Below are 18,761 nucleotides of genomic sequence, written 5' to 3'. Positions count from 1 at the left end.
CCCGGATCAGGCGACGGGAAAGTCCTCCAGCTGGGCGCGTATCCGGGCGGCGATCGCGGGGGGCATCGCGGCGGCGAGTTCGAGGGCCTCCTCCGAGACGCTCAGCGCCGCCTCCGCCTCGCCGACGGCGACGTACGCCGCGCTGAGCATGACCAGGACGCGCACCTGGTGGAGCGGCGCGTCGATCTTGTGGAACAGGCCGAGGGCCTGGTGGAAGCGGCCGATCGCCTGTTCGGTCTGGTCGACGGCGAGGGCCAGCTCGCCGAGCCCGAGCACAACCCTGGCCTCGGCGAGCCGCTCCCCCGCGGTGGTCGCCACCTCCAGGGCGTTCTGGAGCGTGCGCTCGGCCCCCTGGAGGTCGCCCTGGCGCAGCCGCGTGATGCCCAGGCCGTGCAGGGCGTACGCCTCGCCGGTCGGGTCGCCGATGTTGCGCACGGTCGTGAGCGTCTGCTCGAAGACCTCGGCCGCCGACGTGTACTCCTCAGACCTGAGGTAGGTCTCGCCCAGCCGGTGCAGGACCTGCGCCTCCACCCGGCGGCTGCCGCCGATCCTGCTGAGTTCGAGTGCCTCGCCCAGCAGGCGCTTGGCCTCGTCGAGCTCGTCGCAGTCAAGCCTGATCTGGGCCATGCTGTGGAGCACGTACGCGGAGGCGACCTGGTCGCCGGTGCCTCGGAAGATGCCCAGCGCGCGATCATAACGTTCCACCGCGTCGTCGAGCCGGCCGCTCACCCGGTCCAGGAAGGCGATGTTGCGGATGACGAGGGCCACCCCCAGGTCGTCCCCGGCCTCCTCGAACAGCTCGGCCGCCGACTCGAAGTCGCGCCGCGCGTCGCCGAAGCGCTGCTCGGCGATGTACAGCGAGCCGATCGAGTAGAGCATCGCCGCCTGCCCCCTGCGGTCCCCCGCCTGCCGGGCGGCGGCCAGGGCGACCTGGTGGGTCTCCCGCCAGTCGTCGAAGTAGATCCTCGACTCGAACAGGGTGACCGCGCTGATCGCGAGGTCCCAGCACAGCTCGACGAACCCGGCCTGCGCGGCCTGGCGGATGCCCGAGACCAGCGTGAGCCGCTCGCGCTCGTACCAGGGAAGGGGTGCCATGACCAGCTTCTCGACCAGCCGCGCGGGCAGCGGCCAGCGCGGCGCGTCGCTGTGGATCTGCACGTAGTCGCCGCCGTACTCGCGGCGGTGCGCCTCACCGGTCAGGAAGAGCAGGCCGCCGAGCACCCTCTCCAGCGCGGCGTTGCGGTCGGCGATCGCCTCCTCGCCGGCGAGCCGCTCGCGGGCGAACACGTGGATCAGGTCGTGGAAGCGGTACTGGCTGTGCACGCCGTACCCGGCGTCGGTCGTCTCGACCAGCTGGCTGTCGGCCAGGTCGTCGAGCAGGTCCTGCGCGTCGGAGGGATGGCAGTCGAGCAGCGCGGCGGCGACCCAGCCGGAGAAGTGCCGTGACTCCAGGATGGCGAGGCGCCGGAACAGGCGGCGCGCGTCCTCGCTGACGCTCTCGTACGTCAGGGAGATGCTCGCCCTGATGCCCAGGTCGCCGTGTTTGAGCTCGTCGAGCCTGCGGGTCTCGTCCTCCAGCCGTCCCACGAGCTGGTCGATCGTCCAGTGCGGGCGGGCGGCGAGCCTGGCGCCCGCGATGCGCAGCGCCAGCGGCAGATGGCCGCAGAGGTCCGCCAGCTCGGCCGCCGACTCCCGCTCGGCCTGCACCCGCTCGACGCCGGCGATGCGGGAGAGCAGGTCCACCGACTGCCTGGAGTCGAAGAGGCCGACGTCGAGATGGGCCGCGCCCGGCAGGCCCGCGAGCCTGCTGCGGCTGGTGATGATCACCGCGGCCTCGGGATTGCCGGGCAATAACGGCAGCACCTGGCTCTCGCTCCTGGCGTCGTCCAGGACGATCAGCATCTTGCGCCCGGAGAGCAGCCCCCGGTACATCTCCGCCCGCTCGTCCACCCCGTCGGGTATCGCGTTGCCCGGCACGCCCAGCGCGCGCAGGAACCGTTCGAGCACCTGCCCGGAGCCGACCGGGTGGGACTCCCCTCCGTGCAGGTCGGCGAAGAGCTGGCCGTCCTCGTAGCGTCCGGCGACGCTGTGCGAGACGTGCACCGCGATCGTGGACTTGCCGATGCCCGGCTTGCCGACGACGGCGATGACGGGGACGGCGAGCCGCTGGCGGTCCTCCGCGGCGAACGTGAGCTGGCGGCGGATGGCCTCGACCAGCTTGATCCGGCCGGTGAAGTCGGCGATGTCGGTGGGCAGCAGGCGGGGAATCGTCCGGCGGGCGGCGGGCGCCTCCTGCGTCTCCCCGTGGCGCTGGGACTGCTGCTGGTGTTGCTGGTGTTGCTGCTGCTGTTGCTGCCGCCCCGGCGCGTCGAGGCTCTCGTCGGAGGTGAGGATGGCGTACTCAAGCTGCTGGAGGCTCTCGTTGGGTTCGATGCCCAGCTCGTCGATCATCGTCTGGCGGGCGCGGCGATAGACCGTCAGCGCCTCGGCCTGGCGTCCCGAGCGATAGAGCGCGAGCATCAGCTGGCCGCGCAGCCGTTCCCTGAGCGGGTGTTCCTCGACGAGCTCGCTGAGCTCGCCCACCAGCTCGTGGTGCCTGCCCAGTTCCAGTTCGAGCTCGACGCAGTCCTCGTTCGCGGTGATCCGGCGCTCGCTCAGCCTGCCGACCGCCCCCTGGACGAGCCGGCTCTCCTGGCCGTCGAGGGCGGGGCCCCGCCAGAGGGCGAGCGCCTCCCGATAGTGCCTGACGGCGTCCTCCGGGCGGTGGCCCTCGCGGGCCTGGCGGGCCTGGTTCAGCAGGCCCTCGAAGGTCTGGGAGTCGAGCTCCCCCTCGGCGACCCGCAGCGTGTATCCCTGGGAGTGGGTCGCGATGACGTCGGGCCCGCCGTTGGCGGCGAACAGCCGCCGCAGCGAGGAGATGCAGATCTGCACCTGCGCGCGCGAGGTGCTGGGGAGATCCTCACCGTAGATCGCGTCTGTCAGCCGCCCGATGGTGACCATCCGGTTGGCCTCCAGCAGGAGGCAGGAGAGAACGACCTGCTGGCGAGGCGCGCCCAGATCCAGGCGCCGGCCGTCGGCGACGACCTCCAGGGGGCCGAGGATCCGATACTCCACCGACTCTCCTTACAGAATCGCGGCCTGTCCCGGAAATTCACCGCACAGTTGGTGTAAGAGAGACATCAGGGATCTAACCACTGCCTTAAATCCAGGCAACAATCGACTCAACCCCACCCTCCGTGATCTCCGGACATATAACCCAGCGATCACGACGGGCAATTTTATATGCATGAAACGCGGTCTGCCCGGGATCATACAACGTGGCCGGTTGGAGAACCAGGGGGGTTTGTAAAGGTCTGGTCCGATTTGCGACTAACGGGCGGGTTTGAGACGCGAAGAAGCGGCCGGGCCTTGGACGGCTCCGACCGCTTCGGCGAACCCCCGCCGCCGGCGACCTCTCCGGGCGGGTGGTGCAGTTCAGCCCCAGGGAGTGTTGCTGGCGAGCACGGTGGTCTTCGTGGCTCCGTCGGCGACCGAGGGGAGGACGGCGGTGAGACCGAGGCATCCGAGGACCGCGATGGCGGAGACGATGATCCGGAGGGTGTTGAAGCTCGCGAATTCCCGCATTTCCTGTACCTCTTCTTCGTGTCTCGCAGGCCGTTCACTGCTGTCCGCCTGTCTGCTTCAAAACGTAAATAGCGCCCCTATCCGCCCCTTATCCGATCCCTTCTGATCCGGCATCCGAGCCATCCGGCACGAAAAAATAGGCTCGGGTAGCCGATGGATAGCGGACGGATAGCCCACCCGTGGAACCTGATGGGACCGAGGCCGCGTGATAAGGGTCACGCCGCCCCGACCAGCAGATGGGTAACCTCACATGAGCATCGCCACGCAGGCACTTGACGGCGTATACGGCCGGTCCGCGGCCGGTGTCCGAGCTCGCCTGGAGCGCGCCTCGGGCACCGGCTGGGAGCCGGTCTCCGAGGGCGAGACCGACATCGATGGAAATGTTAAGGAATGGACGGACGAATTCATGGAGCGCGGGCTCTATCGTCTCGTCCTCGCCACCGACCACTATTTCGCCGGGCTCGGCATGACCACCTCCTACCCGGAGATCACGGTCATGTTCAGAATGCACGACGAGCGCATGCCGTACCACGTCCAGGTCGTGCTGGCGCCACACTCGTACTCGACGTGCTTCGGCGTTCGCGGGTGAGCCCGCGAGCGGCGGAGTCAGTCCTCCCAAGGGAAGCGAACATGCCCGTTCAAGAATTGGTGAAAGCCGGTCCCCACAACGCCGGGCAGGACGAGGGCACGCCCTCGGTCATCGCCCGATGCCTGAGCAACTTCCGCCTGGAGGTCGACGGGCAGGCCGTCTCGCACTGGCGTGCCGGCAAGTCGAGGGCCCTGTTCCAGTATCTGCTGGTCAACCGTGAGCGGTTCGTCCACGGGGACCGGTTGCGCGAGGTGCTGTGGCCGGAGCGGGAGGACCACCGCTCCAGCTCGCTCAAGGTCGCGGTGCACGGCGTGCGGCGGGTGCTCAACGAGTTCGAGGACAGGGACGGTTTCACCCTGCTCCACCAGGACCACGGGTACGTGCTGCGGACGAACAGCGCGTGGGTGGACATCGAGGAGTTCCAGCGCGCCTTCGACCGGGGCAGGAACGCCTGGGTGGCCAAGGAGCACGACACCGCCATCGCCTGGTTCCAGCGGACCGCCGACCTGTACGTCGGGGACTTCCTCTCCGGCGAGAGCGGCGACTGGATCAACGAGCAGCGACAGTGGATGCGCGGGACCGCCCTGCGCGCCCTGACCGCGCTGCGCACCGAGGCGCTGGAGCGCGAGGACTGGCCGGCCGCGATGCACTGGTGCCGCAGGGCCCTCGACGTCGACCCCCACCACGAGACCACGTACCAGACCCTGATGATGATGCACGGCGAGCTCGGCGAGCTCGGCCGCGTCCTGAGCTGGTACGAGGTGTGCCGCCACCGGTTGCGCACCGATCTCGACGTGGAGCCGAGCGAGCGCACCGAGCGGCTGCTGGCCTCGCTCATGCGAGGCCGGAGCCGGCCGCCCCTGACCGGGCCGCGCCCGTGACGGCGTCCGTGACGGCATCCGTGACGGTGTCCGTGACAGCGTCCGTGACGGCCCTCGACCGGGGATCCGGCCTGGAACGCCCGCGCGATCCGGACGGTACGCCGGAGGCGGCGCCCGGCCGGGGGCCCGACCTGGAACGCCTGCGCGCGGCGGTCGGCGAGTTCGCCCGCTACGGTGCGGCCGACAGGTCGTGGGAGCGGCTGCTGCTGGCGACCGGGCCGCGGGTCGACCCCGCGCTCGCGGCCCATCGCCGGGCGCTGCTGGCCTGGCTGAACGCGTGGGGGTGCCGGCTGCGCTATCCGCGCGACGGCGAGCCCGACGTGTTCGGCACGGAGACCGCGGCCTGGTGGGACCGCTGGAGGGGGCACCTTCCCGGCCAGGATGCCACGCTCGCGACGCTGGGCGACGCGGAGATCGACGTGCTGGGCGCGTGCTACGCCGACCTGTCGGCGATGCGGGCGGCTCCCGGGGCCAGGCCCCGCTCCCTGGGGCCGACCGCCGCGACCAAGATGCTGCACGCCCTGCGCCCGGAGGCGCTGATGCCCTGGGACGCGGCCATCGCCGACGCCCTGCACGGGTCCCGTACGGCGGACGCCTACCGCGCGCACCTGCGGCTGGGCCGGGAGTGGGCGCGGCGCCTGCTCGCGGAGGCGGGTGTCGGCGAACGGGAGCTCGCGGTGGAGCTGGGCCGCCCCGGGCGCCCGCTGGCGAAGATGCTGGACGACTACTGCTATCTGGCGTTCACCGCGACCTGACCGGCCGCGTGCGGCGTCGGTCGCGCCCGGCTGCCACGCGGGGCCTGGCCGATCGGGCAGGCAGGTGGACCTGATCGGGACCGAGCGCGTTCCGCCGCTCGTCAACGGCATGAGCCCGGCCGGGGCCGCCCCTCTTTCGGGGCGGGACCCGGCCGGGCTCCGTTCTCTCAGGCTCCGTTCTCTCAGGCTCCGTTCTCTCAGGCTCCGTTTTCACGGTCTCCGAGACTCGACTTCTCACGATTTCCGGGACACGACCCGGACGGGCGGCGTCTCCGCCGTCTCCGGCGTTCCCAGCATTCCCGGCGTTCCCGGCAGCGACCCCGGTGACCCCGGTGACCCGGCGCTCACCGCAGTGACCTGACCAGGCTTCGCGCGGCCGTGCGGCTCGCGGCGAGGACGGTCTTGCCCGCGCCGCCGCTCCCCCCGGTGAAGGTGTAGACGCCCTTGGCCAGGGGCCGCAGCGACAGCCCGCCCGTGGGGTGGTAGCACTCGACCGCGGTGACGGCCTTGACCTTCCCTCCCGGTGGCCGGTATCCGATTCTGGCCTCGGCGACGTCGAGGATCCTGCTGGTGAGAACGGGGTCGGTCGGCGTGGGTCCAGGGGTGATGTCCCATCTGTCGGTGGGCAGCCCGAGCAGGACCCGTCCTTCGGCGTAGGACCTGCCGTACAGCCCGGACGTCTCGTCGACGAACGCGTCCGGATTCTTCCCCGCCGAGGGACCGAGCACGTACTGGATCACCTTGGTGCGCAGCCCCGCGTCCGTCAGGCCCGTACGGGCGAGAAGGCCCTGGGTCCACGCCCCGGCGGCCACCACGACGGCGTCGAACCTGGCCGGGCTGCCCTCGGTCGGCCGGACCTCGGCCTCGGCGGTGATGCCGTCCACCTGCCCGTCGGTGACGAAGGCGCCCGACCTGGCGAGCTCGACGAGGAGCCGGTCGCGGAAGGCGTTCGGGGAGAGGTATCCGGCGCGCTTCTCGACGACGGCCACGCTCCCCTCCGGCAGCTCGCGGAACGTTCCCCTGGTGCTGAGCTCCGCACCGCTGACCAGGGAGATCGAGCCCGGCAGGCGGCTGCGTACCAGCTCGACCAGGCCCTCGGTGCCCGGCCCGAGGCCGGGCAGCAGGTACACCGAGCCGGTCTCCCGGTAGGAGGCCCACTCGCGCAGCTCCCGGTTCGAGTGGAGCTCGGCGAGGCTGTCGGCGGCCTCCAGGCACAGTGCGGCGTCGGGCTCGAAGGCCCTGGTCAGGCCTCCGGAGGCGGCGCTGGCGTCGGCCCTCCTGTGCGGCTCCCCGGTGTACAGGTGGACGGCGCTCCCCCTGACGACCTCGCACAGCCGCCAGGCCAGCATGGCCCCGGCGATCCCTCCGCCCACGACAGCGATTCTGATCATGGCACTCCTCCGTTCATGTCGCCGAGGCGGTCGCGGTGGTCCGCGACTCGTCGGTCTTGTTCGGGTCCCGCATGCCGATCAGGCCCGCCACGGTCGCGATAGCGGAGACCAGGGCCGCCCACAGCCACACCGAGCGCCCCACCTGGAACCACACCAGGGTCCCGATGACCGGCCCGATCGCGGTGCCGAGCCCGAAGACGCTCTGCATGGCGCCGATGTAGCGCCCGCGGAGCCGCTCGGGACCCGCCAGGGCGGGGTAGGCGAACGTGGTGGGCCCGCCGATGATCTCCGAGAGCGTCCAGACCAGGGTGCCGAGCATGAACCAGATCGGCAGCGGGGAGATCGCGTAGATGGCGTAGCCGACCGAGACGAGGCCCAGGCCGAGCAGCGCGGTGAGCCGGATCGGCCACTTCTGCACGACCTTCGTCATCGCCAGCTCGCAGGTGATGACGATGAGGCCGTTCAGCGAGACGGCCGCGCCGTACCACCACAGGCTGATGCCGGCGGCGGAGATGTCCAGCGGGAGCGTGGCCGTGTACTGGCAGTAGACGATGGAGGTGAGCAGCATCGCGACCAGGTAGACGCTGTAGCGCCAGTCGGCGAGCACCGCGAGGTAGCCGGTGCGGCCTTCCGACGACGACGCCGCCTCCTTCTCCACCGGCGTGGCCTTGACGCGCGGGCCCCGCTTGGGCAGCGCGAACATCACGATCCCGCCGAAGATCAGTGCCGCGGCGGCCTCGCCCCAGAAGAGCGCGTTGTAGGAGACGGCGAGCAGCGCGGCGCCGATCAGCGGGGCGGCGGTCATGCCGAGGTTCAGGCCGAGCCGGTACATCGCCGTGATCATCACGACCCGGTGTCTCGGTGTCAGCTCGGTGAGCATCGTCTGGGCCGCCGGCCGGTAGAACTGGCCGACCGTGCTGACCATGAAGACGGCGGCCAGGATCATGGCGTAGGACGGGGCGTAGAGGATGGACACGATCAGGAGGGCCGAGCCGCCCATGCTGATCAGGGTGACCGCCCGGGCGCCGAGCCGGTCGGAGAGCGAGCCTCCGGCCAGCGAGCCCACCACCGCGCCGGCCCCGTACACACCCAGCGCGAGTCCCGCCTGGGTGGCGGAGAAGCCCCGGTCGGTCAGGAACAGCACCAGATAGATCTGGATGAACGCGGCCAGCCTGCTGATGAAGCCTCCGAAGAGCAGCGCCTTGACCGCGCGCGGGGACTCTCTCAGGGTGGCGAACACCCCGTCGTCCGGCTTGTCCGGGGGTGTCGAGGACAGGTTGCTCTCGTTCTCGATAACGGCGGTCATGTGGCTGCCTTCACCTTCAGGTTCGCCTCGGCCGCGTCCAGCGCGGCCCGGCACTCGTCGACGGTCGGGGATAGCGCGGTGGCGTAGGCGATACGCCCCCACAGGGTGCCCTTGGGCGGTGGTGAGACGGTCGCGCCCGCGGCGACCACCGGGACGACCCGGTCGATCTCCGGGGGCAGGCCGTCCTCGTCGAACGCGATCGACTCGATCGTGGTGTCGTCCTCGGCGACGTAGAAGAAGCGCACGCCGCCGACGAGCTTGCGTTCGGGGGCGATGTCGGGGGTACGGCCGCAGGCGACCGCGGCGGCGGCGAGGCCGGGGTCGATCCCGGTGGTGATCATCCCGAGGTAGGGGATCATGTCCCCGCCCAGGCGCGCGTTCACCTCGATGACGCGCAGCCCCCGGGAGGAGAGCTTGACCTCGGTGTGGGTGAAGCCGTCGGTGAACCCGAGCGCGGTGTGCGTGTCCTGCAGGACGCGGCAGAACTCGGGGTCCTGCAGGAGCTCGTCCTGGGCGTCGACGAAGTGGCCGACCTCCTCGCAGTAGGGCTCGTAGCCGAGGACCTTCCTGCCGAGGAAGAGCGGGGTCACCACGCCGCCCTGGACGACGGCGTCGACGCTGACCTCGGGGCCGTCGGCGAACTCCTCGACCAGGACGGGGACCTCGAACGTCGCCCCGCCGGGGACGGTCAGGTCGTGGACGAAGGCGAACTGCTCGACCAGCTCCCCGGGGTCCTCGACCTTGATGACGCCCAGGCTGCCGCCGAGGCCGCGCGGCTTGAGGATGGCCGGGTAGCCGACCGTCCCGGCGGCGCTCAGGGCCTCGTCGAGCGTGGAGACGGCGAGCGACCTGGGCTGGGGGACGCCGTGCGCGTCGAGCGCGACGCGGGTGAGGTGCTTGTCGCGGCAGCGGCGCACCATCTCGGTGTCGCCGCCCGGCAGGCCGAGGGCCTCCGAGACGTGCGAGGCGGCCAGGATCGTGGCCTCGTCCCAGCACAGCACCCCGTGCACGGGCTCGCGGGCGGCGAGCTCCAGCGCGGCGGCGGCCAGGGCGGGGCCGTCGCCCAGGGCGGCGACGACGGTCCAGCCGGTGACGTACTCCTTCTCCCAGCCGGGCTCGGTGGCCACCAGGAGGTGGATGCGGTACTCGGTGGCGATGGAGCGCAACAGGTATTCGCGGTAGTGCCGCATCCCCGTCGCGACCACCAGGATCAGCGGCCTGGTGTCGGTGGTCATGTCACGCCTCCCTGGCGGTGGTCACGAGCTGCCTGTCGGGGCCCTGCGGGGTGCCGGTGGTCATGTCACGCCTCCTTGGCGGTGGTCACGAGCGGCTTGGCCGTGCCGTTGGCGCCGTTGGCGCCGTTGGCGGCGTCGGCGCCTTCGGTGCCCTGCAGGGTGTCGAAGAACTCCTCGCGGACGACCTCGTCCTCGGTGGGGGCGATCCTGGCGGCCGCGTAGCGCAGCAGGGGCGGCGCCATCATCGAGGTCACGACCGCGACCAGGACGATGACCGTGTACGACGCCGTGGTGAGCACGCCCAGCCGCAGGCCCACCATCGCGATGATCACTTCGATCACCCCGCGGGAGTTGAGGCCGGCACCGAGCGCGAGGGCCTCCCAGCGGGTACGGCGGGCGATGCGGGCCCCGAGGTAGGCCCCGGCGAACTTGGCCGCGATGGCGACGGTCAGCACCACGATCCCGGCGACGAGCACGGCCGGTTTGGCCAGCTCGGTCAGGTTCATCCGCAGGCCCGCCGTGGCGAAGAAGATCGGCGCGAGCACCGCGGCGACGAGCGTCTGCAGGGGCGCCAGCCTGGCGACCTTCAGGTCCGGCGAGGAGCCGACGAGCGCCCCGCAGATGAAGGCGCCGAGGATGGCCTCGAAGCCCATCGACTGGGTGGCGGCGGCCGAGAGCAGGATCATGGTCGCCACCGCGGCGATCGTGGTGGCGCTCCCGCCCCGGTCGGCGGCGCGCAGCACCCTGGCGACCACCCTGCGGCCGAGCAGGACCGACACGGCCACGAGGCCGACGAGCAGCGCGATCGCGGTGAGCGCGGCCTGCCCGGTGCGCGCCCCGGCGGTGGCGAGCGCGGAGACCACCGAGAGCAGGAACCAGCCGACCACGTCGTCGATGACGGCGCTGCTCAGGATGAGCTGGCCGATGTCGCGGTGCAGCAGGCGCATCTCCATCAGCACCTTGGCGATGACGGGGATGGCGCTGACGCAGAGCGCGACGCCGAGGAAGAGCGCGAAGACGGTGTGGTCGACGCCCGCGGCGATCATCTCGGAGGGGGCGAGGAACCCGATCCCGATGCCCAGGGCGAGCGGGACGACCAGCCCGGCGCCGCTGATCCAGGCGGCGCTCCTCCCCTGGCGGCGGATGAAGCCCAGGTCGAGATGCATGCCGGTCAGGCCCACCAGCAGCAGGACGCCGACCTGGCCGACCGCGTCGATCATGTGGAATCTGGCCGGGTCGGTGGGCAGCAGCCAGGCGGAGAACTCCGGCGCGACGTTGGCGAGCAGCGAGGGCCCGATCAGGATGCCCGCGCTGAGCTCACCGAGCAGGGCCGGCAGCCCGAAGCGGACGGAGAGACGTCCCAGGACGGTGGCCAGGCCCAGGAGCACCCCCAGCTGCAGCAGGAGGATCATCAGGTTCTGGGCGGGGATGACGGCGACGGGGGCCGCGGCGATCGTGTTCATCGGGGGTCACTCACCGTTCTCGACGTAGTACCAGTTCTCCGGGCTGATCATCCCGAAGGGGTTGATCGGCTCGAAGCCGCGGAGCTTGTTGGAGACCTCGAACAACCTCAGGGAGAAGTTCGGGATGAAGATGACGGGGACCTGCTCGGCGATGTAGTCCTGGTACTCGTAGAGCGCGGCGGGGTCGTCGCTGGTCAGGGTGCGGTCGATGAGCTCGTCGGCCCTCGGGTCGGTGTAGTGGCCGAAGTTGCCCCCGGCGTCGGTGCGGAAGAGGATCTCGCCGCTCGGGTAGTGGTAGACCCAGCCGCCGCCCCAGGTGCTCAGCTCCCACAGGCAGGGGCTGTCGGGCCCGACGACGCAGGGGGCGTCCTCGGCCACCAGGACCGAGCCGTAGACCTCCTGCAGCCGCAGCTCGATACCGGCCTTGACGGCGTCGTCGCGGAACTGCTCCATCAGGCGGGTGAGGGCGGGGCGGCCCTCGGCGTACCTGAGGGAGAAGCTGAGCTTGGTGCCGCCGGGGATGCCCGCGCCGGCCTGGCCGGGGCCCTCGCCGGGGTTGACGCAGACGGCGGGGAACGTGCTGGTGTCCCAGCCGTTCGCCTCCAGCAGCTCGCGGGCCCGCTCGGCGTCGAAGGGCAGGATCGGCGCGCCCTGCAGGGTGGGCGAGACGAGGTCGCTCACCGGGTAGCGGGGCACCGGCCCGTCCTGCCGGTAGGCGTAGCCGTGGTAGATGTCGCGGGCCGCCCGGTCCTGGTCGAGCGCGTGCTGCATCGCCTGCCTGATGTAGGTCTGGGCGAGCATCTTGCCGGCGACGGTCGGGTTGTTGTAGTTGAGCGGGATGTAGCGGATGCAGAAGGCCGCCTGCGGGACCAGCGTGTAGTCGTCGGCCAGCGGGTTGGGGCCGCCCTTGGTGGGGTCGTCGGTCGGCTCGGTGCTGAAGCTCAGCGGCAGATAGCCGACCTGGATGCCGTCGGGGGCGTCCGGCCCCTCCAGCAGTTTCTGGTACTCCTCTCCGTCGGACATGAAGGGGATCTGCCGGAACTCGTCCAGGTGCGCCTTGTTCGGCCCGGAGTAGTGCTCGTTGGGGACGAAGGTGACGACGCCCTCCATGGTGTAGCTCTTCAGCCGCCACGGGCCGCTCACCACGCTCCACACCGGGCTCGTCGCCCAGTGGACGCGGTCGGAGTTGTCCTCCTCGATGACGCCGCCGTTCTCCCCCATCAGGAAGTCGTAGACGTCGGCGACGTTCTCCAGGCTGAACGAGGCGTCGGACGGCCCTTCGGCGGTGCGGTCCCAGGCCTTGGGCATCGGGGTGATGGTGCTGAGCTGGTTCATCAGCACCCAGCGCTTGGAGTAGACCTTGTCGAAGGTGAAGTAGACCTTGTCCTCGGCGAGCTTGCCGTAGGAGACGAGGTTGTCGGGGAAGCAGCCAGGGACGTACTCGCCGTAGCGCTCGCCCTTGACGGCCATCATGTTCACCCAGAACAGGACGTTGTCCGCGCAGATCGTCTCGCCGTTGGACCACTTCCAGGGCTTGACGGTGACGGTGACGGTGAGGCCGTCCTCGCTCCACTGCGGGGGCTCGCCGATGCTGAGGTCGTAGTCGACCTCGGGGGTGCCGTGCGTGCCGAAGAAGTAGAGGGGCCGGTACATCAGGATCTGGAACTCAAGCAGGTTGCGGGTGCCGAACCGCTCGGGCGGGGTGAAGGGGAAGATGATGGACGGGGGGAATCCGGGAGCGCAGGCCCAGGTCACCGTGCCGCCCTTGACGGGCTTCTCCACGTTCGGGCGGGCAATGGTGTTCAGCGTCATGGTCAGCTCTCAGTTCTCTGGTGCGGAAGCGTGAAGGTGTCGGGGTCGATCTCTTCGAGGAGGGAGACGCCGCTGCTCGCGTGGGCGCCGTAGCGCTCCCACGTCTCGTGCAGCAGGACGCGTCCGTCGGGGAGCAGTTCGGGGGTGCTGCGGCAGTGGCCCGACACGACGGAGCCGTTGTCGAGGACCATCGTGTAGGCGAAGTCGAGGGAGCCGTCGGGGGCGCAGAGCCCGGTGAGGGTCCCCCGGCGGGCGTGGCCGCCGGAGAACTCGCCCCACAGCAGGTCGCCCTCCTGGCGGTACAGCGCGATCGGGTGCTTCTCCTCGGGGGGGACGCCACCGGTGGTGAAGCGGCGCCCGTTGTAGTCGATCATGAGCGGGCCGCCCTGAGTTCGAGGGTGCAGCACTTGGCGCTCCCGCCGGACTTCAGCAGCTCGGAGAGCTCGACGCCGATGGGCTCGTAGCCGCGCTCGCGCAGCTCGCCCATCAGGTGGGTGGCCGCGGGCGGCAGCAGGACGTGACGGCCGTCGGAGACGGCGTTCAGCCCGAACACCTCGGCGTCGGCCTCGTTGGCGATGATCGCGTCGGGGTACAGGACGCGCAGCACGCCCTGGCTCTCCCTGGAGAACGCCCCCGGGTAGTACATGATCTGGTCGCGGTCGAGCACGGCCAGCGCGGTGTCGAGGTGGTAGAAGCGCGGGTCGACCAGCCTCAGCCCCGCCACCGGGATCCCGAAGAACTTCTCCGCCTCGCGGTGCGAGCGGATGTCGGTGCGGAATCCGGTGCCGGCGAGCAGGTACCTTCCCGCGTGCAGGTAGTCGCCCTCGCCCTCGTTGACGTGGACCGCCTCGCGGGTCTGGTAGCCGCGGGCCCGGAACCACTCCAGGTAGGCGGGGCCCTCGGCGGCCCGCTCCTCGTACCGGAACCTCGCCGACAGCACCCTGCCGTCGATGACCGTCGCGCCGTTGGCGGCGAAGACCATGTCGGGGTAGCCGGGCAGCGGCTCGATGAACTCCACCTGGTGGCCCAGGGCGCGGAAGGCGCGCAGCAGGCCGTCCCACTGGAGCCTGGCCAGCGCGCCGTCGACCGGTTTGCCGGGGTCCATCCAGGGGTTGATGGAGTAGACGACGTCGAAGTGGGTGGGCGGGCACATCAGGTAGCGGCGGGTGCGGGCGACCCGCAGGGTCCGGTGCGGCGCCTCCTCGGCCAGCTGTGTCATGACAGTTCTCCGTCCTGGACGAGGGTGACGTTGATCTTGGAGGCGTAGTCGAGCATCGTCGCCCTGGCGTCCTCCAGGGAGGTGCCGGTGGTGCCGAGGAAGCCGAGGATGCTGTTGCCCTCCGGCGGGCGCCTGACGACGTCCCCGGGGCTGGCGGTGATCTTGAGGAAGAACACCTTGTCGGACTCGGAGACCTCGGCCGGCACGTCGATCGCGGTGATCCGGCCCGCGTCGCACATCAGGCACATCGCGGTGATGTGGACGCCGGTCGGCCGGTAGTGCCGCACCCTCGGCGCCGCGCCGCGCGCCACGTCCATCACGGCGCGGATCGGGTTGTGCGCGGCGGTGATCCCGGCGATGAGGTCCAGCCCGCCGCCGCCCGGCCTGATCGCGATCTCCAGCAGGTACGGCTCACCCCGGTGGAAGCGCACCTCGGCGTGCAGCACGCTGCGCCGCAGCCCCTGGGAGTGCGCGCCGGCCCTGACCACGCGGTGCACCGCGGCCACCTGCTCGGTGGTGAGCGCGGTCGGCCCGTGGTGCACGTCGTCGTCGAAGGTGCCTCCCTCGACGGTGATGCGGTCCACGATGGAGCCGAGGTAGACCTCGCCGTCCCAGGCCACGGCCTCGATGAGGAACTCGTCCCCGTCGAGGAAGGCCTCGACCAGCAGGCCGTGCGGGCCGAGGTCGAGGCCGTGCGCCTCCATCTCGAACCACGACATCCCCTCGATGCCGGCCAGCGCCTGCGGGAACAGCTCCGCCATCTCCTCCGCGTCGTCGATCTTGAACACGAAGTTGCTCGCGGCGCCCAGCGTGGGCTTGAGGATGACCGGGTAGCCGAAGTCGTCGGCCGCGCCGAGCGCCGCGTCCAGCTCGGTGACGAAGCGGAAGTCCGGGTGCGGCGCGTCGTACCTGCGGTGCGCCTCGCGCATCAGCAGCTTGTTGCGGCTGGTCCTGGCCGCCTCGACGCCCACGCCCGGCAGCCCGAGCGCCTCGGCGACGGCCGCGACCGTGGTCACGCCCGACTCGGAGAAGGTGATGATCCCGTCGAAACGCTCCTGCTCGTGCCACTCCTTGGCCTCGGTGATGAGGTCGTCGATGTTCTGGGAGCCCACGACGCGGTAGCGGTCGGCGGGCCAGAAGTCGGGGGTGCCGATGCCGTTGAGGACGTAGAGCTCGGCGCCGTAGTCCTGGACCTGCTGGTAGCGGGAGCGGTAGTAGGTGGCGTTCTGGCGGGCTTCCATGGCGAGGAGTTTCATCGGGGGCTCCCGGGCAGTCGCGGTAGCAGGAAGGCGTCGATCGTCTCGGCGGAGGTGTCGAGGGTGAGCTCGACACCGGCCGCCTCGGCCTCGGCCGCGACGTCGATGAGGATGGGGGCGGCGCAGGAGAGGAAGGCGCGCACCTCCATCAGGAGGTCGCCGGGCTCGTCGCGCTCGGCGGTCAGCAGCCTTCCGAGCTGGGTGACGATGCCGTCCGCCGCCCTGGTCAGGCTGAACGAGGTGAGGTCGTAGCAGAGGCGGAACCTCTCGACGACCACCGCGGCCCGGCGGCGCCCGGCGTCGGTGACCTTGAGCTCCTCCCCCGGGTCGGTGACGAGGGCGTCGAGGCGGTCGGCGAGCGCGTTCCACGGCTCGCGCAGCCTGCGGGTGGTGACCTTGTCGAGCCCCTCCCGGGTGAAGTTGGCCCGCTGGTCCTCCGGGCAGGTCAGGGCGAGGTAGAACCGGACGAGGTCGCGCGGCACCTCGGCGACGAGGTCGGCGCCGCGGATGAGGTGGCCCCGGCTGGTGGAGAACTTCTCGTTCTCCAGCTCGTAGAACTCGTTGCAGACGTTGGCGTCGGGGGTGATGTAGCGGTCGCCGTGGGCGAGCAGCATGACCAGGTCGACCATGCCCCAGAAGTAGACGTTGTCGAATCCGTGGAAGTAGACGAGGCCGTTGCCGCTCTCGGCGCGCCAGGCCTGGTCGACGGGCCCCTCGGGCTCGCCGGCCGCCTTCCAGGTGCTGTAGATCGAGGCGGGCATCGCCTCGACCCACGGGTAGAGGATCTGGCCGGGCGTCTCGGCGAACGGGGCGTCGATCCCCCAGCCGGGCGACGGCACCGTGATCGGGATCTCCGGGAGCGGCCGGGCCAGGATCTCGCGGATGAGCTGCCTGCTGTGTCCCCTCCAGGTGTTCTCGCGGGCGGCGTAGTAGGCGGTGAGCTCCTCCCGGTAGTTCTCGGTGGGCAGGACCAGGACGGTGACCTCGCGCGAGGTCACCGGGTCGGCGGGGTCGAGGACCGAGCGCGGGGAGCCCAGGTCGTCGAAGTGGTTGGGGTGGCCGCAGCCCTCGCAGGAGCCGCCGCAGCTCTCGGTCAGGCAGGCCGGGCACTCGCCCTTGACCAGCCCGTCGAACAGGTAGGTGCCCGCGTTCTCCGCGTACGGCATGCGCACGGTCCGCAGCTCGAAGCGTCCCTGCTCGTGGAGGGCGGTGACGAAGTCGAGCACGGTCTTGCGGTAGGTGTCGTCGATGGGCGGCATCGGGGCCAGGGAGATGCCCATCGCCTCGACCGACCGCTGGATGGCGGCGGTGGACGCGGCGCACAGCTCGGCGGGCGTGGTGCCGTTCTTGCGGGCGGTCGAGATCATGTACGACTGGCTGTCGTCGGTGCAGGTGTTGTAGTTGACGGGGCGGCCGTCGGCCCGCAGGTAGCGGGCGTAGACGTCGCCGGCGACGTAGGGTCCGGCCATGTGGCCGACGTGCAGGTCTCCGTTGGGGGTCGGCGTCGCGGCGATGACGATCGTCTCCGTCATGTCTCCTCCTGGTGACGGCTCTCGAACACGCGGGTCATGTCGTGGTCCCACCAGATGCCGTACATCTCGAAGACGTCGGTGCCGTCGTTGACGACCTGGTGGTCGGTGCCGGGCGGGAAGTAGGCGACGTCACCGGCGGAGAAGGGGGCGCGCTCGCCCTCGCTCTCCAGGACCGCCTCGCCGGAGACGGCGATGAAGATCTCGTACTCGTGGTGGGCGTGCCGGGTCGAGGCGGTGCCGGGTGCGATGACGCACCAGGCACCCTCGAACGGGGCGTTCAGCGTGTCCCAGGGCATCAGCCGCTTGGCGAGCAGGCCGTTGTCCTGGCGCAGGTGGGCGGGGTCATAGGAACGGAGGTCCACGGGGGTTCTCCTCGGGGGATTCGGGGGTCAGGAGAGATCAGGAGGCGATCGGGAGGGCGAACGGCGCCAGGAGCTCGGCGGCGGCGTTGCTGCCCTGGATGTCGGAGACGATCTCCTCCGCCCGGTTGGCCAGCGTGCTGAGCAGGGAGTCGGCGATGCCGTGCGTGTCCTCGTTGACGCCCTGCAGGTAGCAGGAGGCGCCCGAGCCGGCGGGCAGGGCCAGCTTGTAGAAGCGGTCGACGCCGATCTCGCCGAGGCCGGCCCTGGCGGCGAGGTCGCGGATCAGCGCGGGCATCCGGCGGTCGAAGCCGGTGCCGAGCAGCAGGACGTCGCAGGGCAGCTCGTCGTAGCCGCCGCTCTTCCTGTCCTGGAGGGTGAGGACGATCTCGTCGCCCTCCAGCCTGGCCCCGGCGATCTCGGCCATCGTGATCATCTTGATCCGCTCCTGGCCGGTGAGGCGCTCCAGGTAGATCTGCCGGTAGAGGTTCTCCAGCAGGCCCGGGGACAGGCCCGCGTAGTTGGTGCGGTGCATCTCGCCGAGGAGCTGGCGCCGCGCGTCGGGGCGCGAGCGGTGGAACTCGTCGACGAAGGAGGCGTAGAAGAGCTCGTTGGTGAACTTGCTGCTCTCGTAGCCGTTGAGGCCGATGGAGCGCATCACCATCGTGCACTGGGCGTTGGGCATGTTCTGGTGGGTGGCCCACAGCATCTCGGCCGCGCTCTGCGCGCCGCCGATGACCGCGACCCGGTGCGGGGCGTCGTGGTCGAGCCCGGCGATCCCCTTGCTGTACTCGGTGCTGTGGATGATCCGCTCGCGGGGGATCGCGCCGAACACCTCGGGGATGTGCGCGTCGCGGCCGGCGCCGACCACCAGGGTGCGGCAGCCGATGGTCGAGCCGTCGGCGAGCTGGACGACCCAGCGCTCGACGCCGCCGTCCTCGGTCAGGACCGGCTCGACGGCCACGCAGCGCCGGTCGTACTCGATGCGCACCTGGGCGAGCGACTCCGCCACCCAGAGCAGGTAGTTCGAGATCTCCATTCTGTACGGGGTGAAACTGCCCAGATTGACGAATTCACTGAGCCTTCCCACGGAGTGCAGGTGGTTCACGAAGGAGAATCTGCTCTGCGGGTTTCGCAACGTGACCAGGTCCTTGAGAAAGGAGACCTGGCTCTGGGTCCAGGGCAGCAGCATTCCCCGCTGCCAGACCACGTTCTCGTGCTGCTCTATGATCAGCGTTCTGGTGGCCAGTTCCGGAGCGAGCTCTTCGAGGGCAACGGCGAGGGCGAGGTTGGACGGCCCTGCGCCGAGGGCGAGTAACTCGACTTCCTGGTGCTTCAC

General features: G+C 70.5%; 16 protein-coding genes. 3 read left to right on the top strand and 13 right to left on the bottom strand.

Annotation, left to right across the window (positions count from 1 at the left end; all coding sequences use genetic code 11):
- Nucleotides 1-6 precede the first annotated feature (6 nt).
- Nucleotides 7-3,114 (bottom strand): AfsR/SARP family transcriptional regulator, encoded by a 3,108-nt coding sequence (locus ACSC1Q_RS04950; RefSeq protein WP_436757445.1) that lies wholly within the window; start codon nucleotides 3,112-3,114, stop codon nucleotides 7-9.
- Nucleotides 3,115-3,474: 360 nt separating this feature from the next.
- A complete protein-coding gene (locus tag ACSC1Q_RS04945; protein ID WP_436757444.1) occupies nucleotides 3,475-3,624 on the bottom strand; it encodes a hypothetical protein in 150 nt (49 codons plus the stop codon).
- 250 nt (nucleotides 3,625-3,874) lie between these two features.
- Between ACSC1Q_RS04945 and ACSC1Q_RS04940 the strand changes: the two genes are divergently transcribed.
- The 3 genes from ACSC1Q_RS04940 to ACSC1Q_RS04930 are packed head-to-tail and all read left to right on the top strand — an operon-like array spanning nucleotide 3,875 to nucleotide 5,849.
- Nucleotides 3,875-4,213 (top strand): hydroxyisourate hydrolase, encoded by a 339-nt coding sequence (locus tag ACSC1Q_RS04940; protein WP_344748401.1) that lies wholly within the window; start codon nucleotides 3,875-3,877, stop codon nucleotides 4,211-4,213.
- Nucleotides 4,214-4,254: 41 nt separating this feature from the next.
- Nucleotides 4,255-5,094, top strand: coding sequence for an AfsR/SARP family transcriptional regulator (locus tag ACSC1Q_RS04935; protein ID WP_436757443.1), 840 nt, complete (start codon nucleotides 4,255-4,257; stop codon nucleotides 5,092-5,094).
- A gap of 32 nt (nucleotides 5,095-5,126) precedes the next feature.
- Nucleotides 5,127-5,849 carry a hypothetical protein gene (locus ACSC1Q_RS04930; protein ID WP_436757442.1) on the top strand — a complete coding sequence of 241 codons (723 nt, stop codon included), beginning with the start codon at nucleotides 5,127-5,129 and terminating at the stop codon, nucleotides 5,847-5,849.
- 344 nt (nucleotides 5,850-6,193) lie between these two features.
- On the opposite strand, the gene ACSC1Q_RS04925 is transcribed toward ACSC1Q_RS04930, so the two are convergent.
- From ACSC1Q_RS04925 to ACSC1Q_RS04875, 11 genes are all read right to left on the bottom strand, one after another.
- Entirely contained in the window at nucleotides 6,194-7,240 is a 1,047-nt protein-coding gene (locus ACSC1Q_RS04925; protein WP_436757441.1) for an FAD-dependent oxidoreductase, read from the bottom strand.
- 13 nt (nucleotides 7,241-7,253) lie between these two features.
- A complete protein-coding gene (locus ACSC1Q_RS04920; RefSeq protein ID WP_436757440.1) occupies nucleotides 7,254-8,546 on the bottom strand; it encodes an MFS transporter in 1,293 nt (430 codons plus the stop codon).
- The gene (locus tag ACSC1Q_RS04915; protein WP_436757439.1) at nucleotides 8,543-9,781 is read right to left on the bottom strand and encodes an ATP-grasp domain-containing protein; all 1,239 of its coding nucleotides are present in this window, start codon (nucleotides 9,779-9,781) and stop codon (nucleotides 8,543-8,545) included. The genes ACSC1Q_RS04920 and ACSC1Q_RS04915 overlap by 4 nt, the downstream gene beginning before the upstream one ends.
- 65 nt (nucleotides 9,782-9,846) lie before the next feature.
- Nucleotides 9,847-11,244 (bottom strand): cation:proton antiporter, encoded by a 1,398-nt coding sequence (locus ACSC1Q_RS04910; RefSeq protein ID WP_436757438.1) that lies wholly within the window; start codon nucleotides 11,242-11,244, stop codon nucleotides 9,847-9,849.
- Nucleotides 11,245-11,250: 6 nt separating this feature from the next.
- Nucleotides 11,251-13,056, bottom strand: coding sequence for an ABC transporter substrate-binding protein (locus ACSC1Q_RS04905; RefSeq protein ID WP_436757437.1), 1,806 nt, complete (start codon nucleotides 13,054-13,056; stop codon nucleotides 11,251-11,253).
- Nucleotides 13,057-13,058: 2 nt separating this feature from the next.
- On the bottom strand, nucleotides 13,059-13,430 hold the full coding sequence (locus ACSC1Q_RS04900) for an avidin-fold protein (RefSeq protein WP_436757436.1): 372 nt from the start codon (nucleotides 13,428-13,430) through the stop codon (nucleotides 13,059-13,061).
- Entirely contained in the window at nucleotides 13,427-14,275 is an 849-nt protein-coding gene (gene ddaH, locus ACSC1Q_RS04895) for a dimethylargininase (protein WP_436757435.1), read from the bottom strand. The genes ACSC1Q_RS04900 and ddaH overlap by 4 nt, the downstream gene beginning before the upstream one ends.
- Nucleotides 14,272-15,531 carry an ATP-grasp domain-containing protein gene (locus ACSC1Q_RS04890; protein WP_436757434.1) on the bottom strand — a complete coding sequence of 420 codons (1,260 nt, stop codon included), beginning with the start codon at nucleotides 15,529-15,531 and terminating at the stop codon, nucleotides 14,272-14,274. The genes ddaH and ACSC1Q_RS04890 overlap by 4 nt, the downstream gene beginning before the upstream one ends.
- Complete coding sequence (locus ACSC1Q_RS04885; RefSeq protein ID WP_436757433.1) at nucleotides 15,528-17,063, bottom strand: class I tRNA ligase family protein; 1,536 nt, start codon at nucleotides 17,061-17,063, stop codon at nucleotides 15,528-15,530. Before ACSC1Q_RS04885 ends, ACSC1Q_RS04890 begins: the two co-directional genes overlap by 4 nt.
- A complete protein-coding gene (locus ACSC1Q_RS04880; protein WP_436757432.1) occupies nucleotides 17,060-17,425 on the bottom strand; it encodes a cupin domain-containing protein in 366 nt (121 codons plus the stop codon). Before ACSC1Q_RS04880 ends, ACSC1Q_RS04885 begins: the two co-directional genes overlap by 4 nt.
- 37 nt (nucleotides 17,426-17,462) lie before the next feature.
- Nucleotides 17,463-18,761: a SidA/IucD/PvdA family monooxygenase gene (locus ACSC1Q_RS04875; RefSeq protein ID WP_436757431.1), complete on the bottom strand. Its 1,299-nt coding sequence runs from the start codon at nucleotides 18,759-18,761 to the stop codon at nucleotides 17,463-17,465.

It is taken from the genome of Streptosporangium heterodermiicola, from assembly GCF_051390675.1.
Lineage (GTDB): Bacteria > Actinomycetota > Actinomycetes > Streptosporangiales > Streptosporangiaceae > Streptosporangium.
This window is presented reverse-complemented; position numbering and strand designations above follow the sequence as displayed.